Below are 23,399 nucleotides of genomic sequence, written 5' to 3'. Positions count from 1 at the left end.
GGCGGGCCGAGACCGTTCCAGGCCTCGCCGGCCCGGCACCACTACTGGTTTCGCCGGGGTCGATCGGTGTGCGGATCGAGAACGTCGAGTTCCCGCCGCGCCTGATCGAGGTGCGCGGTTTCGGATCAGCCCAGGCGCGCGGGTGGCCGGGTCTCGAGCGGGCGTGCGGGGGATACCGGCTGCGGTTCGGCCGGCGTTCCTCGGCGCGTTCGCCGGGTCGCTGCGACGGCGCCGGTCCAATGGGTGTCCAGGGAGATTCTGGGGCGCAGGAACTGCGGGAGCCAGGGCAGCAGGGGGTCGGGGGCGCGGTCGACCACACCGCCGACGGGGTCGTCCAGGTAGTCGCGGCGTACCAGGTCCTCGTCCGGGCGGTAGATCTGGCGGATGATCAGCACGCACAATCCGATCACCGCGAGGTCGCGCAGCAGGACGGTGCCGGTGAACCACTGCTCGGGCAGACCCTTCCGGTCGACACCGAGGTAGTAGAACATGCGCGGCACCCAGACCAGGGCGTCGATCGTCATCCAGGTCAGCAGCAGGCGGCGATGCGGGAACGCCAGCACGGCGATCGGCACGAGCCACAACGAGTACTGCGGGCTCCACACCTTGTTGGTCAGCAGGAAGGCCGCGATCACCAGGAAACACAACTGCGCCAGACGGGGGCGGCGGGGTGCGGTGAGACCGATATAGGCGATACCCAGGCAGGCGGTCGCGAACAGCAGCAACGACACCATGTTCAGGATGGCCGGTGCTTCACCGTGGCGCAGCACACCGTCGAAACCGTTCCAGTCGGTGAACGACATCACCACGTTGTAGAGCGAATCCGGGTCGGCGTGGCGGGTGGTGTTGAGCCGGAAGAACTCCCGCCAGCCGTCCGGGTACAACACCGCGATCGGCAGGTTCACCAGACCCCAGGTCGCCAGCGCGCCACCGGTGGTCAAACCGGCGGCACCCAGCGGGCGGGTACCGAGCAGCCGGGTCCGCGCCGGAATTTCGGCCAGCCAGGTGCCCAGGGAATCCGCGTCGCGCACATCGCGCAACCGCATCGACAGCTGACCGCGGGGCGTGCGCTGCATGGGGTCGGCGCGCAGGCACAGCACCAGGATCGGGCCCAGCAGCAGCAGCGGGTACAGTTTCGCCGCCCCGCCCAAACCCAGTAGGACACCCGCCAGCAGGGGCCGGCGCCGGGCCCACGCCAGCAGACCGCCGGCGGCGAAGGCTGTCGCAAGGAAATCGAAATTGGTGAAGGCGTGCACGATCACCAGGGGCGAACACGCCATCAGCGCGACATCCCAGATCCGGCGCCCGGCGAGCAGCCCGGTCGCCCAGATGGTCGCCAGCCAGGCCATCGACAAACCCAGCGCGACCACGTTGAAGTACAGCACCACCTGCAGGGCGCCCGGCAGTGGGCTTGCGTCCCAGGTTTTGGCCACCAGCATCGAGACGTACTGGTACAGCCCGGAAAGCACCGGATACTCCATATGCCGGATCTCGGTACCGCCGCCCGGGGCCTCCTCCACCCAGTACTTCTTGTACGGGAAGGCGCCCTCGTTGAGCCGTTCGGCGCCGTACAGCGGGACGGTATCGGAGTAGCACATGGCGGTGTACTGGCGGCCGTCGTTCCAGTCGAGTGAAAGCCCGCCGCCGGGAGTTCCGGTTTGCTGGATACAGCCGGCTTTGGCGAACCAGCCGAAGGCCAGGAAGATCACCGTGAACGCCAGCAGCACCCGCACGGGAGTCCAGAAACGGGCACGCCCGATGAGTGCGTGATCGCCGACCGGACCGCCCACCACCGTGCACAGTTGGGCGGCCATCGAATCGTTGCGGCTCGGTTTATCGCGCGCGTCGGCCGACCGCAGGTCAGGGGCGAGCGGTGCGGGCGAATCGTACCCGCGGCCGGTATCCCGGTGGGTCGGTCCGTTTCCGGGCTCGTGCCCGTCGTCCGGCCCACCCACCAGTCGCTGCTCGCTCACGGCACCCGAGGTTACCTGTTGACGGGGTCCGGCCCGGACGGAGCCGGACCCCGGAGCGTGGCGAGCCGGCCGTCAGCCGCCGGTATCGCCGCTGTCGGTGCCACCCGGATCGGTGCCGCTGTCGCCACCGGAATCGGTATCGCCACCGGTATCGCTCTCGGTGCCCGCACTCGGCGCCTGGGTGACCGTCGGCGCGGTCCCCTCGGCTCCGGCGGTCGGCTGGCCCGGCATCGGACCGGCGCCGTTGTTGCCCTGCGGCTGACCCTGCGGTTGCGTCTGGCTACGCGGATTGGGTTGCAGACCGGGCACCGGGATGGTGATACCGGGCAGGATCTCGACCTGGCTCGGCTCGATCACCACCGGGGGTTCGAAACTGGGCATCGTCGTGGACGGCGCGGTATACGGGGCCGTCCACTTCGGGACGCCCGCCTGACCCTTGATCGGCGCGGGTTTCGGGAATTTCTCGTTGGGCGTGCCCTCGAGGGCCCCGTCCATCGTGTCCTTCCAGATATCCGAAGGCAGGCTCGAACCGTAGATCATCGCGCCGCCGTAGTTGCGCAGTGGCGAGTTGTCGGTGGTGCCCACCCAGACCGCGGTGGACAGCGACGGTGTGTAGCCCACCATCCACGCGTCCTTGTTCTCGCCGGTGTCACCCAGCTGCGCGGTACCGGTCTTGGCGGCCGAGGGACGGCCACCGGCGAGCCCGTGGTTGCGCGAGTACCCCGCGATCGGCTCCATGGCCGCGGTCACGTTGTCGGCGACGGCCTCCGAAACCCGGCGTTCGCCGGCCACATCGCCGCGGTCCAGCAGGACCTGCCCGTCGGCCGTGACGACCTTGGACACGAAATGCGGTTTGTGGTACGTCCCGGATGCGGCCAGGGTCGCGTAGACGGAGGCCATATCCAGCGGCCGGGCCTGGTACTGGCCGAGCACGATACCGTTGTTCGGGCCGGCGCCACCGGGTTCGGTGAGCGTGGGGCCCAGACCTGGAAGTTCTTCCGGAATGCCCAGTTTGTGGCCCATATCGGCGATCTTCTGGGGGCCGTTCTGCATCTCCAGCTGCATTCGGTAGAAGCTGGTGTTCAGGGACCGTTTCAACGCTTCGGCGATGGTGCAGACTCCGCACTCTTCGCCCTCGACGTTGGTGATCTCGATACCGTTGACCGTGACGGGCGAGCTGTCGTACATCTGCGACAGTGGAATACCCATCTCCAGGTTCTGTGCCAGGCCGACCACCTTGAACGAGGAACCGGTTTGCAGTGCGGCGTTGGCGAAGTCGTAGCCGTAGCCGTCTTCACCGCCGTAGTAGGCACGTACCGCACCGGATTTCGGGTCGATCGATGCCACTGCGGTACGCAGTTTGTCCGGTTCGCCTTCCATATTCGTCCGCGCGGCGTTCACCGCGGCCTGTTGTGCCTGGTGGTCGATCGTGGTGGTGATCTGCAGGCCGGCGGTGTTCAGCTGCTGTTCGCTGATCCCGGCATCGGAGAGTTCCCGCAGCACCTGCGCCTTGATATGGCCCTCCGGCCCCGAGGAATCGGTCTTCTGCCCGGCCGCCGCGGACGACGACAGCACCTCGGGGTAGGCCATGCCCGTGCGTTCGTTGCGGTCGAGATTTCCGCCGGCGACCATACCGTCGAGCACATAGTTCCAGCGGGCCTCGGCGCCTTCCGGATTCGATTCCGGATCCAGCAGCGACGGCAACTGGATTGTCGCGGCGAGAACGGCGCCTTCGGCGACGTTCAACTCCTGCACCGGCTTACCGAAATACGCCTTGGCGGCCGCGTCGATACCGTAGGCGCCGCGCCCGAAATAGATGGTGTTCAGGTAGGCGGTGAGGATTTCGTCTTTGCTCCACTGCCGGGCCATCTTCGCCGAGATGACCAGCTCGTGAAGTTTACGGGTGTAGCTGCGTTCGTCGCCGACCAGCGCGTTCTTCACATACTGCTGGGTGATCGTCGAACCACCACCGGCGCTTTCCCGGCCGAGCAGGTTATCGCGCGCGGCGCGGGCGAAACCGGAGATGGAGAAACCGGGGTTGCTGTAGAAATCGCGGTCCTCCGCGGCGATCACGGCGTTGCGCACATGCGGCGGGATCTGATCGATCGTCACATCGGTGCGGTTGCCCTGCGGTGGAACGACGCGCGTGATCTCGGTTTCGCCGTCGTTGGCGAGGATCGTCGCGACCTGGTTGGTCTTGAGATCGCCCGGTTCGGGGACCGACACCGTGGAATAGGCGATCAGGAATACCGTGCTCGGCACCACGATGGCCAGCGCCACCAGGACGTAGGCGATCCGGCGCGCGATCTTCCACCGGTTCTTGCGTTTCTGACCGGGGCCACGGCCCTCGGGCCCGCCGGGACCACCCGAACGGTTCCCGCCGGGCCGCCGCGGCGGTGGGCCGCCACCGGGACCGGAGCGGTTACGCGCCCGGCTGTCGGCGCCGGCGGCCCGGCGCTCCCCGGTGTTCGGACCGGGACGGGTGGCCGCGCTCGGGCCGGTCGGGGTTCGTTCGCGCCGGGTGGCCTCTGCCGACCCGGCAGGATTCTGCATTTTCACGGTGCCCTGTTCACCGCGCTGCGGTGCCGGTTCACCCGGGTGGCCCATCCGCTGTGTCGGCTGATTGGGCGGCTGCGGGCGACCCTGCGGCGGGCGGCCGGGCGGTGGGCCGCCCGGGGGACCGGGACGCTGCGGCGGCTGCGGACCTCGTGGCCCCTGCGGCATACCGCCCGTGTTGGGTCCCGGACGCCGGCCGTCGGGACCGGGGCGCGGAGGAGCGACCGACGGCCGGGGCCCGCTGTTGGCGGGCGGCCGTGGACCGCCCGGGCCCGGGCGCGGGCCGTTGGCGGCCGGGCGCGGACCGGTCGCGGGGCCAGGGCGGGGGCCGAGTGGCCGTCCACCGGGGCCAGGGCGGGGAGCGTTGGGATTCGGCGCGGGACCGCGATTCGGTGCCCCTGGACGCTGCTGGGGTTGCCGGCCGGGCAGCGGCCCTCGCGGGCCGCCACCCCCGCCCGGATTACCACCCGTTTGGGTCTCGTAGGGCGAATTGGCGTCCCCCCGGCGGTGACCGTTGGGTTCCTGCTTCACCGCCCACCGCCAGAACACGTCCTGGTCTTACATGGCCTCCACAGGCGTTTAGCCTCTCCGCCCGCCCGGCGGCGAGAGTGCTGCAAACCATACAGCCTTGTCCTGGAATGCGCTAACCCTGCCCTGAACGGCCGGGCTTGTGAGCTACGTATTTCGGTCACTGACAAGGTCTCCAAAGCTCGTATCGGTCTGATGGGCCCGTGCACTGCACTGTGGCACGCGGCAAGGACACCATCATCGGGCCGGGCGGGTTCATTCCGCGGCGGTGCGCCGATTCACCCGGGAACGCGACCGCCGTTGCGGCGTCTTCCCGAGTACATAGGACTGCACCAGATGATTCCAGCTGCAGGTCCGGCACACCTCGACGACATGAACCGAGAACTCTTCTCTGGACTCGGCCAGGCGCACCAGCTCTTCCGGGCTGCGCGCAGAACCCGCGATCGGCCCGAGGCCGTCGCCGTAGACCCAGGATACGAGAGTGAGTTGTTCCTTCCGGCAGATAGGGCATGTGACCTCGCTCCCCCGGCCGTGAAATTTGGCCGCACGCAGCAAGTAGGGATTGGCGTCACATACCTCGGCGACATCGACACGGCCCGCATAGACGTCAGCCAGTAGCGACTTGCGCCGGAGCGCATAGTCCACCACTTGCCGCTGAATTCGCACGCCCCCAGAGTAGCTGTGTTGTATTGCTGCCGCCCGCGACCGGATTGGATCCGGCTCCCGGACGTGGTCTGTCCGGCACCGGCTTCCCGGACCGGATCGACCTCCCCGGAAACGTCCGTGGCTGGAGTCGAAACCGGGTTCGGGGCGCCCACCCGGGTGTGGTTCGGTCGCGAAAAGCGGGATTGGCGCGTTTGCGTCAACACCTCCCGGGGTGGTTCGGATGAGTGGTCCCCGTCACAGGCGGGAACCGAGGCTGCCGGCGAGAAGCCCTGCGCAAAGTACGATTCGCTGGTGTCGACAGCAGCGCCGGGCAGGATGCGATCGCGCGATATCGATCGCGCCCATACCGCCGGAAAGTTGGATGCGGCCTATGCCGAAGGCCAGCTGGGCGCTGCCGAATACCACGACCGCATCGCCCGCGCCCGGGTCGCGAAAACGCTCGGCGAACTATCCGATCTGGTAGCCGATCTGCAACAGGCTGCCGCCGGGCAACCTGTCGTGGTCCCACCGCCGTCGGGGTACCCGCCGGGCACGCGGGCACGGACCGCCGATCGCCGGGCCGCCGGTGAACTGCTGGACCGCGCCTACGGCGAGGGTCAGTTGACCGAGGACGAACATCGTGCGGCGACGGAACTGCTCGCCGAGGCCACCACCCTCGGCGACCTCGCCGATATCACCGCCGACCTCCAGGGCCCGCGGAACACTCCGGTCGCGCCCCGCCCGCCCGGTTCCGGCCGTTCGGGTCGTTACTTCGCCGTTCTCACCGCTGCCGCCCTGGCCGTGACAATCGGCGCGTTCACGCTCACCAGCCGCGATACGGATTCCGCGGCGAGCGCACCGCCCCCGGCGGCCGTGGCGCCGGCGGAACCCGGAGAACCCGGGCCCGCGCCCGAGCAGCCCGACCCGCTGGTTTTCGCCCCGCCGAACCTCGTGACCGGCGCGGGGCTCGCGCAGTTCATCGGTGAGTATCGCGAGCGTTTCGGCGATACGGTGGCCGACCAGATCTGGCTGTACCCCGACCACGGGGATGTCGAACGCGCCGTACCCGGGCAGCCGAACCGCCTGGTGAGTTACGACTACCGGGGTGGGTTCAACCAGTCCGACGATCTGACCACCCGCCCGGTCGATACCTCGACCGTGGACCTGGGCACGCTCGATACCGGCGCCATCGGCCGGGTGCTGGCCGATGCCCCGGCGATCGCCCGCGTCCCTGACGGTGCGGTCACCCATATGAGCTTCGAGATCCAGACCCACTCGCCGTACAACGGTGTACCCGCGGTCAGTGTCTACGTCTCCAACACGTTCGACGAGAGCGGATGGCTGCTGGTCGGTGTGGCCGGCGATGTCCTGCGGGTCCGGCCGTTCGAGGGATAAGGGACGGTTGATGGCGAAAAAGGAACAGGTCAGGGCGCGCGACCGCGATCGCGTCGAGGTATGCGCGGTCCTGGACGCCGCTTTGGCGGACGGGCAGTTGAGCACCGGCGAACACGCCACCCGCACGCGCTCGGCGATGCGGGCGAAATTCACCACCGATCTGGACGGGCTCATCCGCGACCTGCAGGTGCCCGGCGAACTGGCGGGCGCCGCGATCCTGACTGGCGACCGCCCCGCCCGGCCGCCGTGGTGGCTACCGGTCGCGGTTTTGGTATCCGCCGCCGTGCTGGGCGGTGGGGTCGGGTTCGTGGTGCGTGACGAACCTGCGCCGGGTATCGCCGTCGCCGTGGAGGCAGAATCGGAGCCCGCGTCGCTACCGAACCTGGCCACCGTCGAGGGGCTGGAGTTCTTCATCGACGCCTACCGCCGGGAGTTCGGCGATACGGTGATCGATACGGCGACCATTTTTCCGGATTTTCTGCTGGTCCAGCGGTTGAGCACAGGCAGCCCCCGCAACTTCCGCTTCGATGCGGACGGGTTCGATGAGATGGGTGGCGCGGTACCCAGCTACGCGAACGGGCGGCCCATCGACCTGGCCGATATCGAGCTGACGACGCTGGGTGCAGTACTGGCGGGAGCGCCGGCCTCGGTGCGCCTGGAGCAGGGCGAGGTAGAACATCTCGGAATCGGATTCGAGCTGATCGCGCCCGCCGATGCCGGCCCCGTGATCGATATCTACGTCGAGGATCCCGCGGAGAGCACCGGGCATCTGTCCGTTTCGTTCGCCGGCGTGCCCCTGGAAGTGTTTCCCGCCCGCTGAGCCCCGGGTGGCGAACCTCACCGGCCGGCCCACAAAAGGCCCGGTTGTGCGCGGGCTCTCGACCGCGACCTACTCGTCCGCCCGGTGTCGGTCTACTTCGTCGCCACCGGTCCCCTTTCCCGCGCGGCCGTCCCGGAAGCTCGGATTCACACGCCGATAGGGGGGACATCAGCGTCGATGGCGGGTGATGCGCCCGGGTCGCCACCTGTGATGTAGCGGACTGAACTATGCACGGTTATATCGCTCCGATATAGTTGGTAATCGCATCCATTGGTTAGGTCTGTACGGAAGTCAGGGGGTGAAGCCCGGTGCTCGAACTGGCAATCCTCGGGCTGCTCCTGGAAGCGCCCATGCACGGCTACGAGCTGAAGAAACGGCTCACCGGCCTGCTCGGGGCATTTCGGGCTTTCTCCTACGGATCGCTGTATCCGACCTTGAAACGTATGCAGGCGGAGGGGCTGATCGCGGAGGAGGCGCCCGACGGCATGGTGACGACCCGCCGGGCCCGGCGGGTGTACCAGCTGACACCGGCGGGCCGGGAGCGGTTCGGCGAGCTACTGGCCGATACCGGTCCGCAGAACTACACCGATGACGGCTTCGGCGTGCACTTGGCCTTCTTCAGCCGCACTCCCGCAGAAGCGCGGATGCGGATTCTGGAGGGCAGGCGGCGCCAGGTCGAGGAGCGCCGAGAGGGGCTGCGGGAGGCGATCAAGAAGGCGAGTGGCTCGCTGGATCGCTACACCCGGCAACTCCATCAACTCGGACTCGAATCAAGCGAGCGCGAAGTGCGCTGGCTCAACGAGTTGATTGCGGCGGAGCAATCGACGAAGGCGGCACCACAGAAAGAGGGAAATACCGGCCATGAGTAGTGGAGACACCATAAAGTCCAGTGTTCGCGTCGCCATCGTAGGTGTGGGCAACTGCGCCTCCTCGCTCGTGCAGGGCGTGCAGTACTACCGGGACGCCGACGATACGGCGACGGTGCCCGGCCTGATGCACGTGCGGTTCGGCCAGTACCACGTTCGTGACGTGCAGTTCGTGGCCGCCTTCGACGTGGACGCCAAAAAAGTCGGCTTCGACCTGTCCGAGGCGATCTTCGCCAGCGAGAACAACACCATCAAGATCTCCGATGTGGCGCCGCTCGGTGTCACCGTCCAGCGCGGCCCCACCCTCGACGGCATCGGCAAGTACTACGCCGAAACCATCGAACTCGCCGAAACCGACCCGGTCGACGTCGTCCAGGTGCTGAAAGACGCCGAGGTCGACGTGCTGGTCTCCTACCTGCCCGTCGGTTCCGAGGAAGCGGACAAGTTCTACGCCCAGTGCGCTATCGACGCCGGTGTGGCCTTCGTCAACGCGCTGCCCGTGTTCATCGCCTCGGACCCGGAATGGGCCGAGAAGTTCCGCGCCGCGGGCGTGCCGATCGTCGGCGACGACATCAAGAGCCAGGTCGGTGCCACCATCACCCACCGGGTCATGGCGAAACTGTTCGAGGATCGCGGCGTGCAGCTCGACCGCACCATGCAGCTGAATGTCGGCGGCAATATGGACTTCAAGAACATGCTCGAGCGTGACCGCCTGGAGTCCAAGAAAATCTCCAAAACGCAGGCTGTCACCAGCAACCTGCAGAAGGAGATGGGTGCCAACGATGTGCATATCGGCCCATCCGATCACGTCGGCTGGCTCGACGACCGCAAATGGGCCTATGTCCGGCTGGAAGGCCGCGCGTTCGGTGACGTGCCGCTGAACCTGGAGTACAAGCTCGAGGTGTGGGACTCCCCGAACTCCGCGGGCATCATCATCGACGCGGTGCGTGCCGCCAAGATCGCCAAGGACCGCGGAATCGGCGGCCCGGTGCTACCGGCGTCGGCGTACCTGATGAAGTCCCCGCCGGAACAAATGGCCGATGATGTGGCGCGTGCAGAGCTGGAAACTTTCATAATCGGCTGATCAGAGAGAGCTGCAGGCCGGGAATCCGGGAGTCTCGGACACACTCGGGGTTTCGGCTGAGCTACGTGCCCGGGCATCATGGGTAGCCGCCGCAAAGGTTACGGGTGGGTGGGGCTACTCGCAAAGGTTCTGTGTTTTTGGCGCGCTGGCGCGCGCGGGGTTCGGCCCTTTAGGTCCATGCTTTCCGCCCGCGAGACTCGCGGCTGCGCCGCATTGTCTCGCGGGCGGAAAGCATGGACGGGCCGAACCCTTTGAGGGCCTCGCTGGACTCGGCGCCACCGTGGTTGCGTTGGGCTCGGCGGCTCGAGTGCTTGTTGAACTCGGTGCCAAGGTGGTGCCCTGGGGTTAGGGGGCTCGAGTGCTTGCGGGGCGGCCGCCGTGGTTGCGCAGGGGCCGGAGTGGCTTACTGGGCCCGGTTCCACCGTGGTTGCGTCGAGGGTCGCGGCTCGAGTGCTTGCCGAGCTCAGGGCCGCCGCCGGGTGTTTGCAGGGAGGCGCGGAGCTACTGATCGGCGCTCAGTCCAGGGATACGTAGACCTCTACTGAGGTGGGGCCTGTGTAGCGTTCGAGTTCGGCGGTGTGGGAGCGGGTTATCGTGCCCGCTTTTTCCGCTTCGCGGACGCGGGCCCAGGCCGTGCGCAGCAGGTCGTACGGTTTTTCGGTGACCACGAATTTCGCGTAGCGACCGGCCGGGACCCGGGTGAGCACATCGCCCGGGTCGAGGCCGGCGAGGCCGGTGATCTCGTAGCCGAGGACGGCCACGGCGTGATCGTCCTGGCCGATATAGGCGGCGACCCGGGGCACCTCCTTCTCCCGGCTCAGATAGCGATCCCAGGTGAAGTTGACCAGGTCCAGATCGCGGGCCGATACCTCACGGCCGGCCAGCGGAACGGTGAGCCCGGCGACCATACTCTCGTCGAGGGTGACAATTTCGAAATCCACAGCTTCCTACCTGCCCGCCGAATCGTCTTCTGCCAGTGCCACGAAAACCTCCACCGTGTGCTCGTCCGGATACCGTTCGTGGTCCCCGGTGTAGGAACGCACCAGACGGCCGGCGGCTTCGGCATCCCAGATGGCGCGCCACAGGGTCACGATGGTTTCGCCCAGATTCTCACCGCTCAGGCTGAACCGGGCGTACTGTCCGGCCGGGATCCGGGCGAGCACATCCCCGGGTAGTAGATCGTCGAGACTGCGGCAGCGGTAGCCGATGATATGGGTCAGGTACGAATTGATCTCGGGGGCATGATCGACGAACGCGCTGGCCGGCGGTCCGGGTAAGGCACGGGACAGATTCAGCTTCCAGGCCTCCTCCACTTTCTTACGGCGCGGCCCTTCCACGGCGAGGGCTGGGCTGCGAAGCACCATTCCCGCCACCAGCGTTTCCGGGCGGTCAACGACATTGAATTCCACCGGCGTAGCCCCTATGTCTCGTCATCCGTCGTCGCTCCAGCGCATATCCTCCCGCACGCCCGCCCCGGCACGAGCGTGGGCCCGGTGCCGGTCGGTCGGATGGGCGACATCTCACTCTGGCCAACGATGCTGCCATGCCGGCCGTTCCTTCGTCGGTATCCCGAGCGGAAATCCGTGGATCACGGCACCGGAACGGTAACGCCGGGCAGTATTTCCACCACCCGCGGCGGTGGCGGTGGCGGAGGCGGTGGCGGAGGTGGCGGCGCGATGATCGGCGGTGCGGGCGCGGGCGGTTCGGGTTGGGGCGCGGGTTCGGGTGCGTACTCCGGTTCGGGCACATACGGTTCGGAGGCCGGCGGAATAACGATGAACGGCTGCTGCGGTTCCGGTTCCGGCTGCTGGGGCGGGTTGAGGATGTCGTACGGGTTGCCCGACGGCTGCTGGTTCGTGCCGGGCGCCGCTGCCGGCGGCGGGGCGGGGGCCGGGTTGCCGATCTGCTCCACGGGGGTATCGGCGAGCGCACCGTCCATGGTCTGTTTCCAGATATCGGCGGGCAGCCCGGAGCCGTAGATGCGGCCGCCACCGGCAGTCATGATCGGCAGATTGCGTTCGGTGCCGACCCATACCGCCGTCGACAGCGAGGGCGTGAAACCGACCATCCAGGCGTCCTTGTTCTGCCCGGTATCACCCAACTGGGTGGTGCCGGTTTTAGCGGCCGAAGGGCGCCCGCTCAGCCCGTGACCGTTGGAGTAGTCGGCGATCGGGCGCATGGCCGTGGCCGTCTTTGCCGCGATATCCGGGGGAATCCGCTGTTCGGAGGGCGGCGGTTGGTCCCCGGTCTGCTGCTCCGGGTCGCTGCTGCGGTCCAGCAGGACCCGGCCGTCGCCGCGAACCACTCGCTGTACGAAATACGGGGGGTGATAGCGGCCTTCACCGGCGATGGTCGCATAGGCCGAGGCCATATCGAGCGGGCGCACCAGGTAGGTGCCCAGCACGATCGACGGCATGGGCTCCTCACCCATCTCGGTCAGCGACTTACCCGGCACGCCGGGAATATCGTGCGGTATCCCGGCCTGGTGCGCGGCGTCGGCGATGGCCTGGGGACCGTTGTTCATGGCCAGGGTGAGCCGGTAGAAGCTGGTGTTGAGCGAGCGTTTGAACGCTTCGGACAGCGGGCAGGTCCCGCAGGATTCGTTCTCGACATTGCGCACATCGACGCCGTTGACGTCCACCGGTGCACTGTCGAACGCGCGGGACAGCGGGATTCCCTGCTGCAGCGCGGCCAGCACCGCGAAGGTCTTGAACGCCGAACCGGTCTGCACCGGGGCCTGGGCGAAATCGAAGCCGATACCGTCGGCGCCGCCGTAGTAGGCGCGTACCGCCCCGGACCGCGGGTCGATGGAGACCACCGCGCTCCGCAGTTCCGGCGGCTGCCCGGCGAGACTGTCATCGGCGGCCGCCTGGGCGGCCTGCTGCGCCTTGGCGTCGATCGTGGTGACGATGCGCAGGGCGCCGGTGTTCACCTCTTCCTGCGATATCCCGGCGGCCGCGAGTTCGCGCAGAACCTGGGCCTTGATATGCCCCTCCGGGCCGCGTTCGACGATGTTCTCGTCGAATACCGGCGGCGGGATCGTGGGCGGGAAAACCACGGTGGGGCGTTCACCGGGCGCCAGGGACCCCATGGCGACCATGCCGTCGACGACATAGTTCCAGCGTTGCAGCAGTTGCGGAAGTTTGGTCTCGGGGTCCAGCCCGGACGGAGAGCGGATGAGTGCGGCCAGTACCGCGCCCTCGGCAACGGACAGTTCGGCGACCGGCTTACCGAAGTAGGCCCGCGCACCCGCCTCGATCCCGTAGGCGCCGCGCCCGAAATAGATGGTGTTGAGGTAGGCGTGCAGGATCTCGTCTTTACTCCACTCCCGCGCCATCTTGGCGGAGATGATCAGCTCGTGCGCCTTGCGGCTCACCGTTCGCTCGGGGCCGAGGAAGGCGTTCTTGACGTACTGCTGGGTGATGGTGGAGCCGCCGCCCGCATCGGCCCGGCCCAGGGCGTTGTCGCGCAGGGCACGTAGCAGGCCGGTTGGGGAGAAACCGGGGTTGTCGTAGAAGTTGCGGTCCTCCGCGGAGAGTACGGCGTCGCGTACGTGCACCGGCACCTGTTCCAGCGGTACCGGGGTGCGGTTGCCCTCGGGCGGTACCACCTTGGCCAGTTCCGTGGTGCCGTCGGAGGCGGTGATGGTGGCGGTCTGGTTCACCGGCACGGTACCGGCCGCCGGGATCTCCGCGCTCCAGTACACCAGCGCCACCAGCAACGCGGGGACGGCGACCAGGATGATGAACAGCCACAGGATCAGGTGGCGGATGCGCTGGCCCCGGGAACGGGGCGGGCGGCGGTACTGCGGGGGTCGCGGCGGCCGAGGTCGCCCACCGGTGTCGAGCTGGTTCCAACCGGCGAGCGAAGGGTATTGCGGCGATCTGGGAGTGTTGTGGCCACGCGGGGGTTGGAACGAGCTCACGATCATCTCCTCCCGGAGCGTCGGAAAAACTCAGGCGCACCACCGCCCGACCCCAGGATACCCAGTGATCAGCTTTTGACCCCGCCTGCGGTCAGTCCGGAGATGATGCGTCGCTGGAACACCAGTACCAGAATTACCAGCGGTACGGTCACCAGCGTGCCCGCCGCCATAATCGACGCATAGGGCTCTACCTGGGGATTGTTCCCGGAGAAGCGGGCGATGGCCACTGTCACCGGTTCCGTGTCGCTACCGGAGAGCACCCGGGCGAGCAGATACTCGTTGACCGCGGCGATGAACGCCAGGATCGCGGTGGTGAACACCGCGGGCGCCGCCAGCGGCAGCATCACGAGCCGGAAAGCCTGCAATTTGGTGGCCCCGTCGATTCGGGCGGCCTCCTCGAGCTCCCACGGGAGATCGGCGAAGAACGACGCCAGGATGTACACCGTCAGCGGCAGTACAAAGGAGATATTGGGCAGGATCAGCGCCTGGTATTTGCCGATCCAGCCGATATCGGTGAACAGCTGGAACAGCGGGGTCACCAGGACGACCACCGGGAACATCGAAGCGCTCAGGATCACCCCGGACACCAGATAGCGGCCCTTGAAGGTGAGCCGAGCCAGCGCGTAGGCCGCCATCACCCCGATGACCAGCGCGATCACGGTACTGGCCGCGCCGATGATCACACTGTTGAGCAGCGCCTTGCCGAAATCGTTACCCCGGCTGGTGTCGAAGACATCGCGGAAATTGTCGAGGGTGATGTGGGTGGGCCACGGGGTGGGGTCGAACGTGTAGGCGGGGTCGCGGAACGCGGTCACCGCCATCCAATAGAACGGACCCAGCCCCCAGAGCAACACGATGAGCGCGCCCACGTAGATACGAGCCGAGCCGAGCCGGCGCCGCCAGGACTGGCGGGGCCGGGCGGGGGTACCGGTTTGCTGTGTAGTCACCGCGGTCATGCCTTCCGCTGCTCTTCCTGCGTCCGCACCGCGTTCGCGCCCAGTACCTTCACCAGGACGAAGGCCACCGCGAAGATCAACAGGAAGGTGATCGTCGAGAGTGCCGCCGCGCTGTTGGGACCCTGCCGGGTCTGTTCGACCACCAGCACCGACAAGGTCCGGGTGGCCGGCAGGTTATCGGTCATGATGGCGGGCAGGTCGTACATGCGCAGCGCGTCCATGGCGCGGAACAGCACCGCGACCAGCAGCGCCGGCTTCAGCAACGGCATCGTCACCTGGGTGAACCGCTGCCAGGCCGAGGCGCCGTCGACACGGGCCGCCTCGTACACATCCTTCGGGATGATCTGCAGCCCTGCCAGCAGCAGCAGCGCCACGAACGGCGCCGTTTTCCACACGTCGGCGGCGATCACCGCGAAACGTGCGGGCCAGGTATCGGAGGTCCACAGGATCTCGGTGCCGAAAATGGTGTTGACCAGGCCGTCGTACTGGAACATGAACTCCCAGAGCCGCGCCGTCACCGCGGTGGGGATGGCCCACGGGATCAGTACCGCCGCGCGTAGCAGTGCCCGGCCCCGGAACGTTTTGCCCATGACGATCGCCATCCCGAGCCCGATGACAACCTCGAGCGTCACCGTCACCACCGCGAAGAACAGGGTCACCCCGACCGCGCCCCAGAATTCGGAGCCCAGATTGCCGGTGGGGCATTCGGTGACACCGCCGGTGATCACCTGGCATTGGCCGACCAGCCAATGCAGGTAGTTGTAGAAGGTGCTTTCCCCGTTGTCGACGAAGCGGCCGGTTACAGCGTCGAGCTGGTCGTCGTAGTGGAACGACATCCACAGCGCCCGCAACACCGGGTACCCGATCACCACGGCGAGGGCTATCAGTACCGGCGCGACGAACAGCCACGCCCTGCCTGTCATCCGCACTTCGTCGCGCAACTTCAGGGCCGTCCCGCCGGTACGCGCTGCGTTCGCGGGCTCATCTGTACGGACCGACGCCTGCGCGTCCGTTCCGGAAGGATCCGACACCGTTCTCTCTCCTGGCTCGCCGGGTCCGGTTGAACAGTAACTACGATCCGGCCGTCTCGATACCCTTCTGCATGCCGATGATCGCGTCGTTCACGGACTTGGTTCCGGTCAGGGCAGCATATGCGTTGTCCTGAATGGCTTTGGACACCGCCGGATAGAACGGGGTGACCGGTCTGGGCACCGCATTGGCGATGGCTTCCTTGAGGGCGGGCAGGTACGGCATCTTGGCGATGAGCGCCGGGTCGTCGTAGATCGAGGCCCGCACCGAGGGCAATGCGCCGGAGGCGATGATGTGCTGCGCCTCCTCACTGATCAGGTACTTCAGGAAATCCAGTGCGGTGGCCTTGTTCTCGGAGTACGCGCTGATCGCGGCGTTGTAGCCGCCGAGTGTGGAGGCGCCGATCCCGGTGTCGCCGGGCAGCGGCGCCACACCGAATTTGTCCTTGACCGCCGACGATTCGGAGGCGGCGTCACCGTAGGTGGACGGCCAGCTGCGCAGGAACATGAGTTTGCCCTGGTTGAAGGCGGCGCCGCTCTCCGGCTCCTGGAAGGTGATCGCTTCGCGGGGGATATCGCCGGCCTTGTAGGCGTCCACCAACTGCTGGAGTCCGGCCCGTGATTCGGCACTGTTCACCGTCGGGGTGCGGCCGTCGGTACCGACGAAGGTGCCGCCGAATGCGTTGATCACCTCGGCGGTATTCACCGTCAAACCCTCGTACGGCGCGAACTGGCCCGCATAGCAGCCGATCTGCTGCTCCCGCGCGATCGGGCAGCTGGCCAGCATCTCCGACCAGGTGCGAGGCGGGGTGGGAACCAGGTCTTTACGGTAGAACAGCAGACCACCGTTGGTATTGCGGGGTGCGGCGTAGAGAGTGCCGTTGTAGGTGGCGCTGGCGACCGGCGGGGACAGCAGTGGCGCGGTATCGATCGCGAACTGCCCCTCCAGCGGCTGGATCCAGCCCTTGGCGGCGAACTCCGCGGTCCACGGGACATCCAGGGCCACCACATCGTAGTCCGGCGATTTCGCCCGCATATGTTCGACCAGATCGTCGTACTGGGCGGAGGCGTCGTTGGACTGCTCCTTGTAGGTGACCTGCTCGTCGGGGTGGGTGGCGTTCCAGCGATCGATCAGCTGTTTCACCGCGCCGGTTTCGGTGGTGTCCTTACCCTCGACGTAGGTGATCGGGCCGCGACCGTCCTGGTTCCTGCTGAGCTGCTCATCGGTATCGCTGGTGTTGCAGGCGGCGGCAAAGGTCACAGTCAGCAACGCGATCGGCCAAAGCACGAGCGCGGCACGTAGAGACGGCACCTTCTTGAAAGCCATCGCGGAACTCCAGGGTCGACACGTGAGCGGCAGCACAAGGCAACATACATGGTGTGAACGTCGCGTGTGGGGTACTCCTGTGGCGAAGGAGCTCCCGCTCACGGCCCGGTCGGCGGCCGGCGATCCCGGAATTCGCATAAACCACAGGTAGGAGGGGTCGCGCCGGAGCCGGTGGGCTTCGTCTCCACGTCGCGCCCCTTGGTCGTCACAGCCGGCGGCGTGATTAGGCTGGGGCGCGATGTCCGCCGCGAACGCAGTTTCCGAACGCCTGCTCACCAGGATCGGCGGATTGCTGCGCCAAGCCGAGTCCACCGACAACGAACACGAGGCCGAGGCGTTCCTCGCCGCCGCCCAGCGCCTGGCCACCCGCTCCTCGATCGACCTGGCCGTGGCGCGGACCCACACCCGGGACCGGGAACGCGGCGCGACGCTCATCCAGCGGATGATCCCGATCGGCGAACCCGGTCGCAAAGGTCTGCGCACCTACGTCCAGTTGTTCGTGGCCATCGCCGACGCCAACGATGTGCGCTGCGATGTCGCCCGCACCTCCACCCAGGTGTACGCCTACGGGTACGCCGCCGATATCGACGTCTGTGAGGCCTTGTACTCCAGCCTGCTGGTGCAGATGGTGCAGGCATCGGACCGGTACATCAAATCCGGGGCCCACCGGTCGGCGACGATGGAGAAGGTGGTGGTCGAACGGCGCCGCGGGCGCCGGGTGCGGCGGGTGGTCCGGGTTCCGGTGGCCGGGGTCACCGCGCGGCTCAACTTCCAGATGGCGTTCGCGGCGCGGGTCGGGGCGCGGCTGGCCGACACCAAGAAAGAGGTCGAACGGGCCGCCACCACGCGCGATACCCGCGCCGCCGAACCGATATCCGAAGAACAGGCCGCCGGGACCGCGCTCGCGCTGCGCGGCAAGGAACTCGAACTGGCCGATTTCTACAGTCGCAACTCCGAAGCCCGCGGCACCTGGCGCGGTCCGCAGACCTCCACCGGCTACGCGCCGGATGCCCGGCAGGCCGGAGACCGTGCGGGCCGAGTGGCGCGGCTGGGATTTTCGCCGGAACTGGACGCGGCGCGTGGGCGGCTCGAAGGCTCGGGCGGGTAGTGGTGTTGCGGAACTGGGTTCCGGTGAGTATGGCCCGCCCGCCGCGGGGCCGAGTAAATCGAGTACCCGCCACCGGCATCCGGGAGCGCACTGCAATCGCCGGGGCCGCTGCCGAATTCATCCGGCGCGAGATATGACCGGCAGGCGGGATTCGCAGCGCGCCAAGGTGTATGACGCCGAACAGCTGGTGCGCGCGGTATTCGACCGGGCCGGCGAATTCGGGCGCCGCACCGTCGAGGTACACGGTTCGCGCCTGACGCTGCCGGTGGAACGGAAATTCGCCTCGGTGGAATCGGTGCAGGAGTATTGCGTCCGCGTTCTCGCCCTGAATTGGGTTGTGGCGAAATGGGAGCGGGCCGCGGCGCCGATCCGGGTGCGTGCCCGGGCGGGAACCGTTGCGGCCCATTACGAACCCGGTAGCGGTGTGCTCGCCGTACCCGTCCACACTGATGGACCCCGACGCGGCGGTGGCCCGTGGGCATTGCGGGAGCTGGTGGTATTGCATGAAATCGCACACCACCTGGAGCCACGCCCGGAAGCGGTCGCCGCGCACGGCCCGGAGTTCTGTGGCAGATATGTCGAATTGGTCGAGGGCATTCTCGGCCCCGAAGCAGGATTCCTCCTGCGTATCACCTTGTACGACAGCGGCGTTTCGCTCGTATGAGCCTGTGCTCGGCGGCGCGGCGTACGGGCGCCGGCCCGCATTCGGATGCTGACGCGGGTGGGTTCACTCACCGCGTCTACGCCCCAGTACCTCCCATACGCGGACGAGCCGATCGGTCCACCAGGCGGTGCGTTCCGGGTCCGGATGCCGGTACTTCTCCAGTAGAGCCGGGTTCGGTTGCGGGCCAGTGCGCGGGACGGGTAGGTAACCGCCCACCGGTCGCAGCGAATCGGTCACCAGATCACCTTCGAAAAGAGTCACCGTGCCCAGCCCGCAGGCGTGTTCCAGCTCCGGGAGCGCGCCTGCCAGAGCCAGTTGGGCCGACAATCCGATGCTGGTCTCGAGTGCCGAGGAGATCACGCAGGGCAGCCCTGCCGCCTCGGCCACTTCCAGGGCCCGCCGGACCCCGCCGAGCGGTGTGCACTTGATCACCGCGATATCCGCGGCGCCGGCGACGGCTACCCGCAACGGATCCTCCGCGCGCCGGATGGATTCATCGGCGGCGATCGGAACATCCACGTTGCGGCGGACATCGGCGAGTTCTGCGATCGTTCGGCAGGGTTGTTCGACGTATTCCAAACCACCTGCGGCACGGTCGAGCTCGCGAATACTTCGGACGGCGGTGTCCACATCCCATACCGCGTTCGCGTCCACCCGGATCGTGCCGCCGGATCCGAGCGCCGACCGCACCGCTTCCACCCGGGCCAGATCCTCGGGCAGTGCGCCGGGGTGATCGGCGACCTTGACCTTCGCAGTCCGGCAACCCGAACCGGCGACGAGATCATGTGCCCGGTCCGGCGCAACCGCGGGGACCGTGCAGTTGATCGGAATGCGATCACGCACGGGCTCCGGCCAGCCCGCGCCGATCTGCTCGACGGTGGTCGCCAGCCAGTTGGCGGCTTCGTGATCGTCGTATTCGGGGAACGGACAGAACTCGCCCCACCCCCGCGGTCCGTGCAGGACAATGCCCTCGCGCACGGTGATCCCCCGGAACTTCGACCGCATCGGCATCGCGTAGACGGTGATGGTGTCGATTTCGGGCAGCTCGGTCACCGTCCTCACGTTAGTAGGGTGGGCGCCCGCTGTCCGCCGGCCTGCCGAGAGATACGCCCTGGCCCATGCTGTGGCGTCAGACTGCGATGGGCTCGGCGCCCTCCGCCTCCTTGCGATACTGCCCTGGGGCGATGCCGAATCGGCGTTTGAATGCTTTGGCGAATGCGAACTCCGAGCTGTAGCCGACCGCGCGGGCCACCGTGGACAGGGCGTCGGTGCTCTCGCGTAACCGTTTCGCCGCGAGGATCATCCGCCAGCTCGCCACGTACGACAACGGTCCTTCGCCTATCGTGGCGACGAACCGGCGGGCCAGCGTTGCTCGGGAAACCCCGGCCGCCGCGGCCAGGTCGTCCACCGTCCACGGGCGTGCCGGATCGGCGTGCACGGCACGTAACGCCGTCGCGACGGCCGGGTCGCCGAATGCCGCGGCCCACCTGGACGGTCGAGTATCGGCGTTGTCCTCCAGCCATGCCCGCAGGATGTACAGCAGCAGCGTATCCAGCAGCGAGGGTACGAGGGCGTCTGTTCCGGCGCGGGGCCCGGCCAGTTCGGCGGCCAGCAGGTCGACCGCGCCACGCAATCCGGCGTGCCTGCCCAGCTGGGCAGGCAGATGCACGAATTCCGGCAGTCCGTCCAGCATCGGGTGCGGATGGCGCCGATCGAGTGCGTACGCGCCGCACAGCAGCATGCTGCGCGGGCCGGGGCCGATGATTTCCCGCGGTTCACCGGGCCGGGCGGTCTCGGTGACGTGGGTGGCGGGATCGTCGGCCAGGACATGGTCTGCGCCGCGCGGCATGAACACCACATCACCGATACCGAGCGCGATCGCGTCGCCGCCGGGCACGCACAGCCAGCACGACCCTTGCAACACGACATGGAAGCCCGCGCCGGGCACCACCGGGTAATGGCGGCCCCACGGGGCGTGCCGGACGAACAAGCCGGAGCTCGGACTGCTGGTGCGAATCGCGGAGATCGCATCGGAGAGGATGTCCACAGCTGAACTATATCGCCATAGATTTGAGTGTTTTGGATATGTATTCGAGATTTCTACCCATTCTCGCACTCAGCGATGATCCGTAGATTCATCCTCGACGGTATCGACCCAGGAACGGGAGTTCGAGATGAAGATCGCTGTATACGGCGCCACCGGCCACACCGGGGGCCACCTCACCGCAGAGCTGGTACGGCAGGGTGCCGACCGGATCCTGGTAGGCCGCGACAGTGACCGGCTTCGTGCGATTGCCCGAGATACCTGCTCCGAAAGGCGGATTGCCACACTCGATGATCACGAAGCTCTTGTCGCGGCGTTCACTGGAGCCGACGCGGTGATCAGCAGCCTGCCGGCCTATGTCGAACACGGCGCACCGGTGCTGAGGGCCGCGATCGCCGCCGGAGCACACTATGTGGACCTTTCGGGCGAACAACTGTGGTTGAAGCGGGCATTCGACGAATTCGGCACGGCGGCCCGCCTAGCGGGTGTAGCAGCCATCCCCGGGATCACCGACAGCAATCTGCCCGGCGATCTGCTTGCCAACCTCGCCGCCCGGCAGGTCGACGGGCCGGCCGATATCGTGATCAGCCACCGCACCAGAAGCGGCGGCGAGGGGTCGCGAGGAAGCGCCCGGACCCTGCTGGCGAGCCTGGACTGGTTCCGCAGCGGTGGCTGGCACTATCAGGACGAGGGGCTGCGGCGCGGCCGCCTCGACAGGTACACCACGATGCTGTTCCCCGGCGACACCGAGGAGACCGCGGTGACGAAATTCCCGCAGCCGCCGGTGCTGACGATTCCCCGGCACACCCCGGTCCGCTTCGTGAGCGGAGTCCTGGACGCGAGCATCCACGCTGCCGTGGGCGGGGTGACCCCCGACCTCGTCGATACGTTGCCGGAAGGGCCGTCGGCGACCGCCGATATGCGATATGACCTCGTGGTGGACGCGATCGGTGCGGACGGCGTGACCGTGCGTGCGGTGCTGAGCGGCGTCGACTCCTACCGCGACTCCGCACTCATGGCGGTGGCCGCGGCCACAGCTCTCGTCGATACCGAATCCGTGCGTCCCGGGGTGCTGGCGGCCGCCGAGGCGTTCGCGCCGAGGGAATTCCTCGACGCGCTGGCGCCGCACGGAATCACCTGGCGCATCGAGGATCCGGTGCGGTGATGAGTGTCCGGAGGCTGCCGACTGTCGTGCTCTCGGCACTGCTGGGCGTGCTGCTCACTGTCTCCGGTACCGCGTTGTACGTCAGCGCCGCCGGCTCGAGCGGGCCACACGAAACCTGGCTCGACAGCTGGTCCGCGGCGCAGATACCCGCCGGTGATGTGCTCGGGCCGAATTGGTCGACCGCCGGCTTCGCCGGTCACACCATCCGCCAGACCGTGCGCCCCACCCTCGCCGGCGAATCCGTACGGATCACCCTGTCCAATCTCTTCGGCGATCGACCGTTGCCGATCACGGCGGCGACGATCGCGCAGGCAGCCGAAGGGGCAGCGGTACGTTCCGGCACGGTGCGCCCGCTCTCCTTCGGTGGTGCACCGGGCGCGGTGATACCGCCGGGCGCCGAACTCACCGGCGATGCCATCGATTACCCGGTCAACGCGCGGCAACCGCTCACCGTGACCCTGTATCTCGGCCGGCCTACCGGGCCCGCCACCTTCCACTACCTCGCCAACAGCACCACGTATCGGGCGATCGGCGATCACAGCGCCGATATCGACGGTGGGGCATTCAACGAATCAAGCGGGTCGTGGTACTACCTGACCGGCGTCGAGGTCGTCGGCAGGCCGAACCGCGACGGTGTGGTCGTTTTCGGCGATTCCCTCACCGACGGCGCCGGGGCGTGGCCCGATATGGACAATCGCTACCCGGACGTGCTGGCCGACCGGCTCGCCGTGGCCGGCCGGCCACGCGCCGTGCTCAACACCGGGATCGGCGGGAACCGCGTCGTATCGGATTCCGCGTACGTGGGCCAGCGCGCCGCAACCCGGTTCCGCCGCGATGTGCTCGACAAGGAGGGGATCGGCACCGTGATCCTGCTCTCGGGCATCAACGATATCGGCGCAAGTGAAGTGCACGAACCATGGATGCGCCCGAATCCCGAGATCGGCGCCGGCCAGTTGATCGCCGAATACCGCCGGCTGATCCGGATGGCGCGCGCCGACGGCTTGCGCATCGTCGGTGGCACCCTACCGCCCTATCAGGGAGCTCCCTATTACAGCGAGCGCGGCGAACGAGTCCGGGACGCGGTCAACGCCTGGATCCGCGGTTCCGGTGAGTTCGACGCCGTCGTCGACTTCGAACGCGTGCTCGCCGACCCGGCGAACCCGGATGTACTGGCCGCGCGGTTCGACAGCGGAGACCACCTGCACCCAGGCCCCGCAGGGTATTCGGCGATGGCCGCTGCCGCCGCGGGCGTTCTGACCGGGGCATCCGATTAAGACGGGGACCGAAAGCCGATATGTCGAACAGTTCGTGATTG

The 23,399-nt window shown here is 67.5% G+C and carries 19 protein-coding genes; 8 read left to right on the top strand and 11 right to left on the bottom strand.

Translation table 11 applies throughout. The annotated features are described in order from the left end of the window. Positions 1–125: 125 nt before the first annotated feature. The 3 genes from ACFWPH_RS28945 to ACFWPH_RS28935 form a co-directional block, all read right to left on the bottom strand. The gene (locus tag ACFWPH_RS28945) at positions 126–1,859 is read right to left on the bottom strand and encodes a glycosyltransferase family 87 protein (protein ID WP_378755436.1); all 1,734 of its coding nucleotides are present in this window, start codon (positions 1,857–1,859) and stop codon (positions 126–128) included. 186 nt (positions 1,860–2,045) lie between these two features. Continuing rightward, on the bottom strand, positions 2,046–4,697 hold the full coding sequence (locus ACFWPH_RS28940; RefSeq protein ID WP_378755339.1) for a transglycosylase domain-containing protein: 2,652 nt from the start codon (positions 4,695–4,697) through the stop codon (positions 2,046–2,048). A gap of 615 nt (positions 4,698–5,312) precedes the next feature. After that, complete coding sequence (locus ACFWPH_RS28935; protein ID WP_168433960.1) at positions 5,313–5,723, bottom strand: DUF5318 domain-containing protein; 411 nt, start codon at positions 5,721–5,723, stop codon at positions 5,313–5,315. Between the two features lie 291 nt (positions 5,724–6,014). Between ACFWPH_RS28935 and ACFWPH_RS28930 the strand changes: the two genes are divergently transcribed. From ACFWPH_RS28930 to ACFWPH_RS28915, 4 genes are all read left to right on the top strand, one after another. Continuing rightward, the gene (locus tag ACFWPH_RS28930) at positions 6,015–7,097 is read left to right on the top strand and encodes a DUF1707 domain-containing protein (protein ID WP_378755338.1); all 1,083 of its coding nucleotides are present in this window, start codon (positions 6,015–6,017) and stop codon (positions 7,095–7,097) included. Positions 7,098–7,107: 10 nt separating this feature from the next. Then, positions 7,108–7,917 (top strand): DUF1707 domain-containing protein, encoded by an 810-nt coding sequence (locus ACFWPH_RS28925; RefSeq protein WP_378755337.1) that lies wholly within the window; start codon positions 7,108–7,110, stop codon positions 7,915–7,917. 308 nt (positions 7,918–8,225) lie between these two features. Beyond that, positions 8,226–8,786 (top strand): PadR family transcriptional regulator, encoded by a 561-nt coding sequence (locus ACFWPH_RS28920; RefSeq protein ID WP_378755336.1) that lies wholly within the window; start codon positions 8,226–8,228, stop codon positions 8,784–8,786. Beyond that, positions 8,779–9,867, top strand: a complete 1,089-nt coding sequence (locus ACFWPH_RS28915) for an inositol-3-phosphate synthase (RefSeq protein ID WP_378755335.1) — start codon at positions 8,779–8,781, stop codon at positions 9,865–9,867. Before ACFWPH_RS28920 ends, ACFWPH_RS28915 begins: the two co-directional genes overlap by 8 nt. A 515-nt stretch (positions 9,868–10,382) precedes the next feature. On the opposite strand, the gene ACFWPH_RS28910 is transcribed toward ACFWPH_RS28915, so the two are convergent. The 6 genes from ACFWPH_RS28910 to ACFWPH_RS28885 form a co-directional block, all read right to left on the bottom strand. Then, entirely contained in the window at positions 10,383–10,808 is a 426-nt protein-coding gene (locus tag ACFWPH_RS28910) for a GyrI-like domain-containing protein (protein WP_378755334.1), read from the bottom strand. A 6-nt stretch (positions 10,809–10,814) separates the two neighbouring features. Further along, positions 10,815–11,276 (bottom strand): GyrI-like domain-containing protein, encoded by a 462-nt coding sequence (locus ACFWPH_RS28905; protein WP_378755333.1) that lies wholly within the window; start codon positions 11,274–11,276, stop codon positions 10,815–10,817. A gap of 179 nt (positions 11,277–11,455) precedes the next feature. Further along, positions 11,456–13,798, bottom strand: coding sequence for a transglycosylase domain-containing protein (locus ACFWPH_RS28900; protein ID WP_378755332.1), 2,343 nt, complete (start codon positions 13,796–13,798; stop codon positions 11,456–11,458). A 62-nt stretch (positions 13,799–13,860) separates the two neighbouring features. Next, positions 13,861–14,748 (bottom strand): carbohydrate ABC transporter permease, encoded by an 888-nt coding sequence (locus ACFWPH_RS28895; RefSeq protein WP_378755331.1) that lies wholly within the window; start codon positions 14,746–14,748, stop codon positions 13,861–13,863. Beyond that, entirely contained in the window at positions 14,745–15,671 is a 927-nt protein-coding gene (locus ACFWPH_RS28890; RefSeq protein WP_280418302.1) for a sugar ABC transporter permease, read from the bottom strand. The genes ACFWPH_RS28895 and ACFWPH_RS28890 overlap by 4 nt, the downstream gene beginning before the upstream one ends. A 148-nt stretch (positions 15,672–15,819) precedes the next feature. After that, positions 15,820–17,103, bottom strand: coding sequence for an ABC transporter substrate-binding protein (locus ACFWPH_RS28885; protein WP_378755330.1), 1,284 nt, complete (start codon positions 17,101–17,103; stop codon positions 15,820–15,822). A gap of 238 nt (positions 17,104–17,341) precedes the next feature. Here ACFWPH_RS28885 and ACFWPH_RS28880 point away from each other — a divergent pair, with 238 nt between their 5' ends. Next, on the top strand, positions 17,342–18,211 hold the full coding sequence (locus ACFWPH_RS28880; RefSeq protein ID WP_378755329.1) for a DUF2786 domain-containing protein: 870 nt from the start codon (positions 17,342–17,344) through the stop codon (positions 18,209–18,211). 133 nt (positions 18,212–18,344) lie between these two features. Beyond that, positions 18,345–18,875 (top strand): TIGR04338 family metallohydrolase, encoded by a 531-nt coding sequence (locus ACFWPH_RS28875; protein ID WP_378755328.1) that lies wholly within the window; start codon positions 18,345–18,347, stop codon positions 18,873–18,875. Between the two features lie 63 nt (positions 18,876–18,938). Here the strand turns inward: ACFWPH_RS28875 and ACFWPH_RS28870 are convergent, their stop codons facing one another. Next, positions 18,939–19,919, bottom strand: coding sequence for an o-succinylbenzoate synthase (locus tag ACFWPH_RS28870; RefSeq protein ID WP_378755435.1), 981 nt, complete (start codon positions 19,917–19,919; stop codon positions 18,939–18,941). A gap of 85 nt (positions 19,920–20,004) precedes the next feature. Then, positions 20,005–20,922, bottom strand: a complete 918-nt coding sequence (locus tag ACFWPH_RS28865) for an AraC family transcriptional regulator (protein ID WP_378755327.1) — start codon at positions 20,920–20,922, stop codon at positions 20,005–20,007. Between the two features lie 127 nt (positions 20,923–21,049). On the opposite strand from ACFWPH_RS28865, the gene ACFWPH_RS28860 reads away from it, so the two are divergent. Together ACFWPH_RS28860 and ACFWPH_RS28855 are read left to right on the top strand one after the other, a co-directional pair. Continuing rightward, positions 21,050–22,084 (top strand): saccharopine dehydrogenase NADP-binding domain-containing protein, encoded by a 1,035-nt coding sequence (locus ACFWPH_RS28860; protein ID WP_378755326.1) that lies wholly within the window; start codon positions 21,050–21,052, stop codon positions 22,082–22,084. Further along, complete coding sequence (locus ACFWPH_RS28855; RefSeq protein WP_378755325.1) at positions 22,084–23,358, top strand: SGNH/GDSL hydrolase family protein; 1,275 nt, start codon at positions 22,084–22,086, stop codon at positions 23,356–23,358. Before ACFWPH_RS28860 ends, ACFWPH_RS28855 begins: the two co-directional genes overlap by 1 nt. The last annotated feature ends 41 nt before the right edge of the window (positions 23,359–23,399 follow it).

It is taken from the genome of Nocardia sp. NPDC058499 (genome assembly GCF_042719915.1).
Taxonomy (GTDB): domain Bacteria; phylum Actinomycetota; class Actinomycetes; order Mycobacteriales; family Mycobacteriaceae; genus Nocardia.
This window is presented reverse-complemented; position numbering and strand designations above follow the sequence as displayed.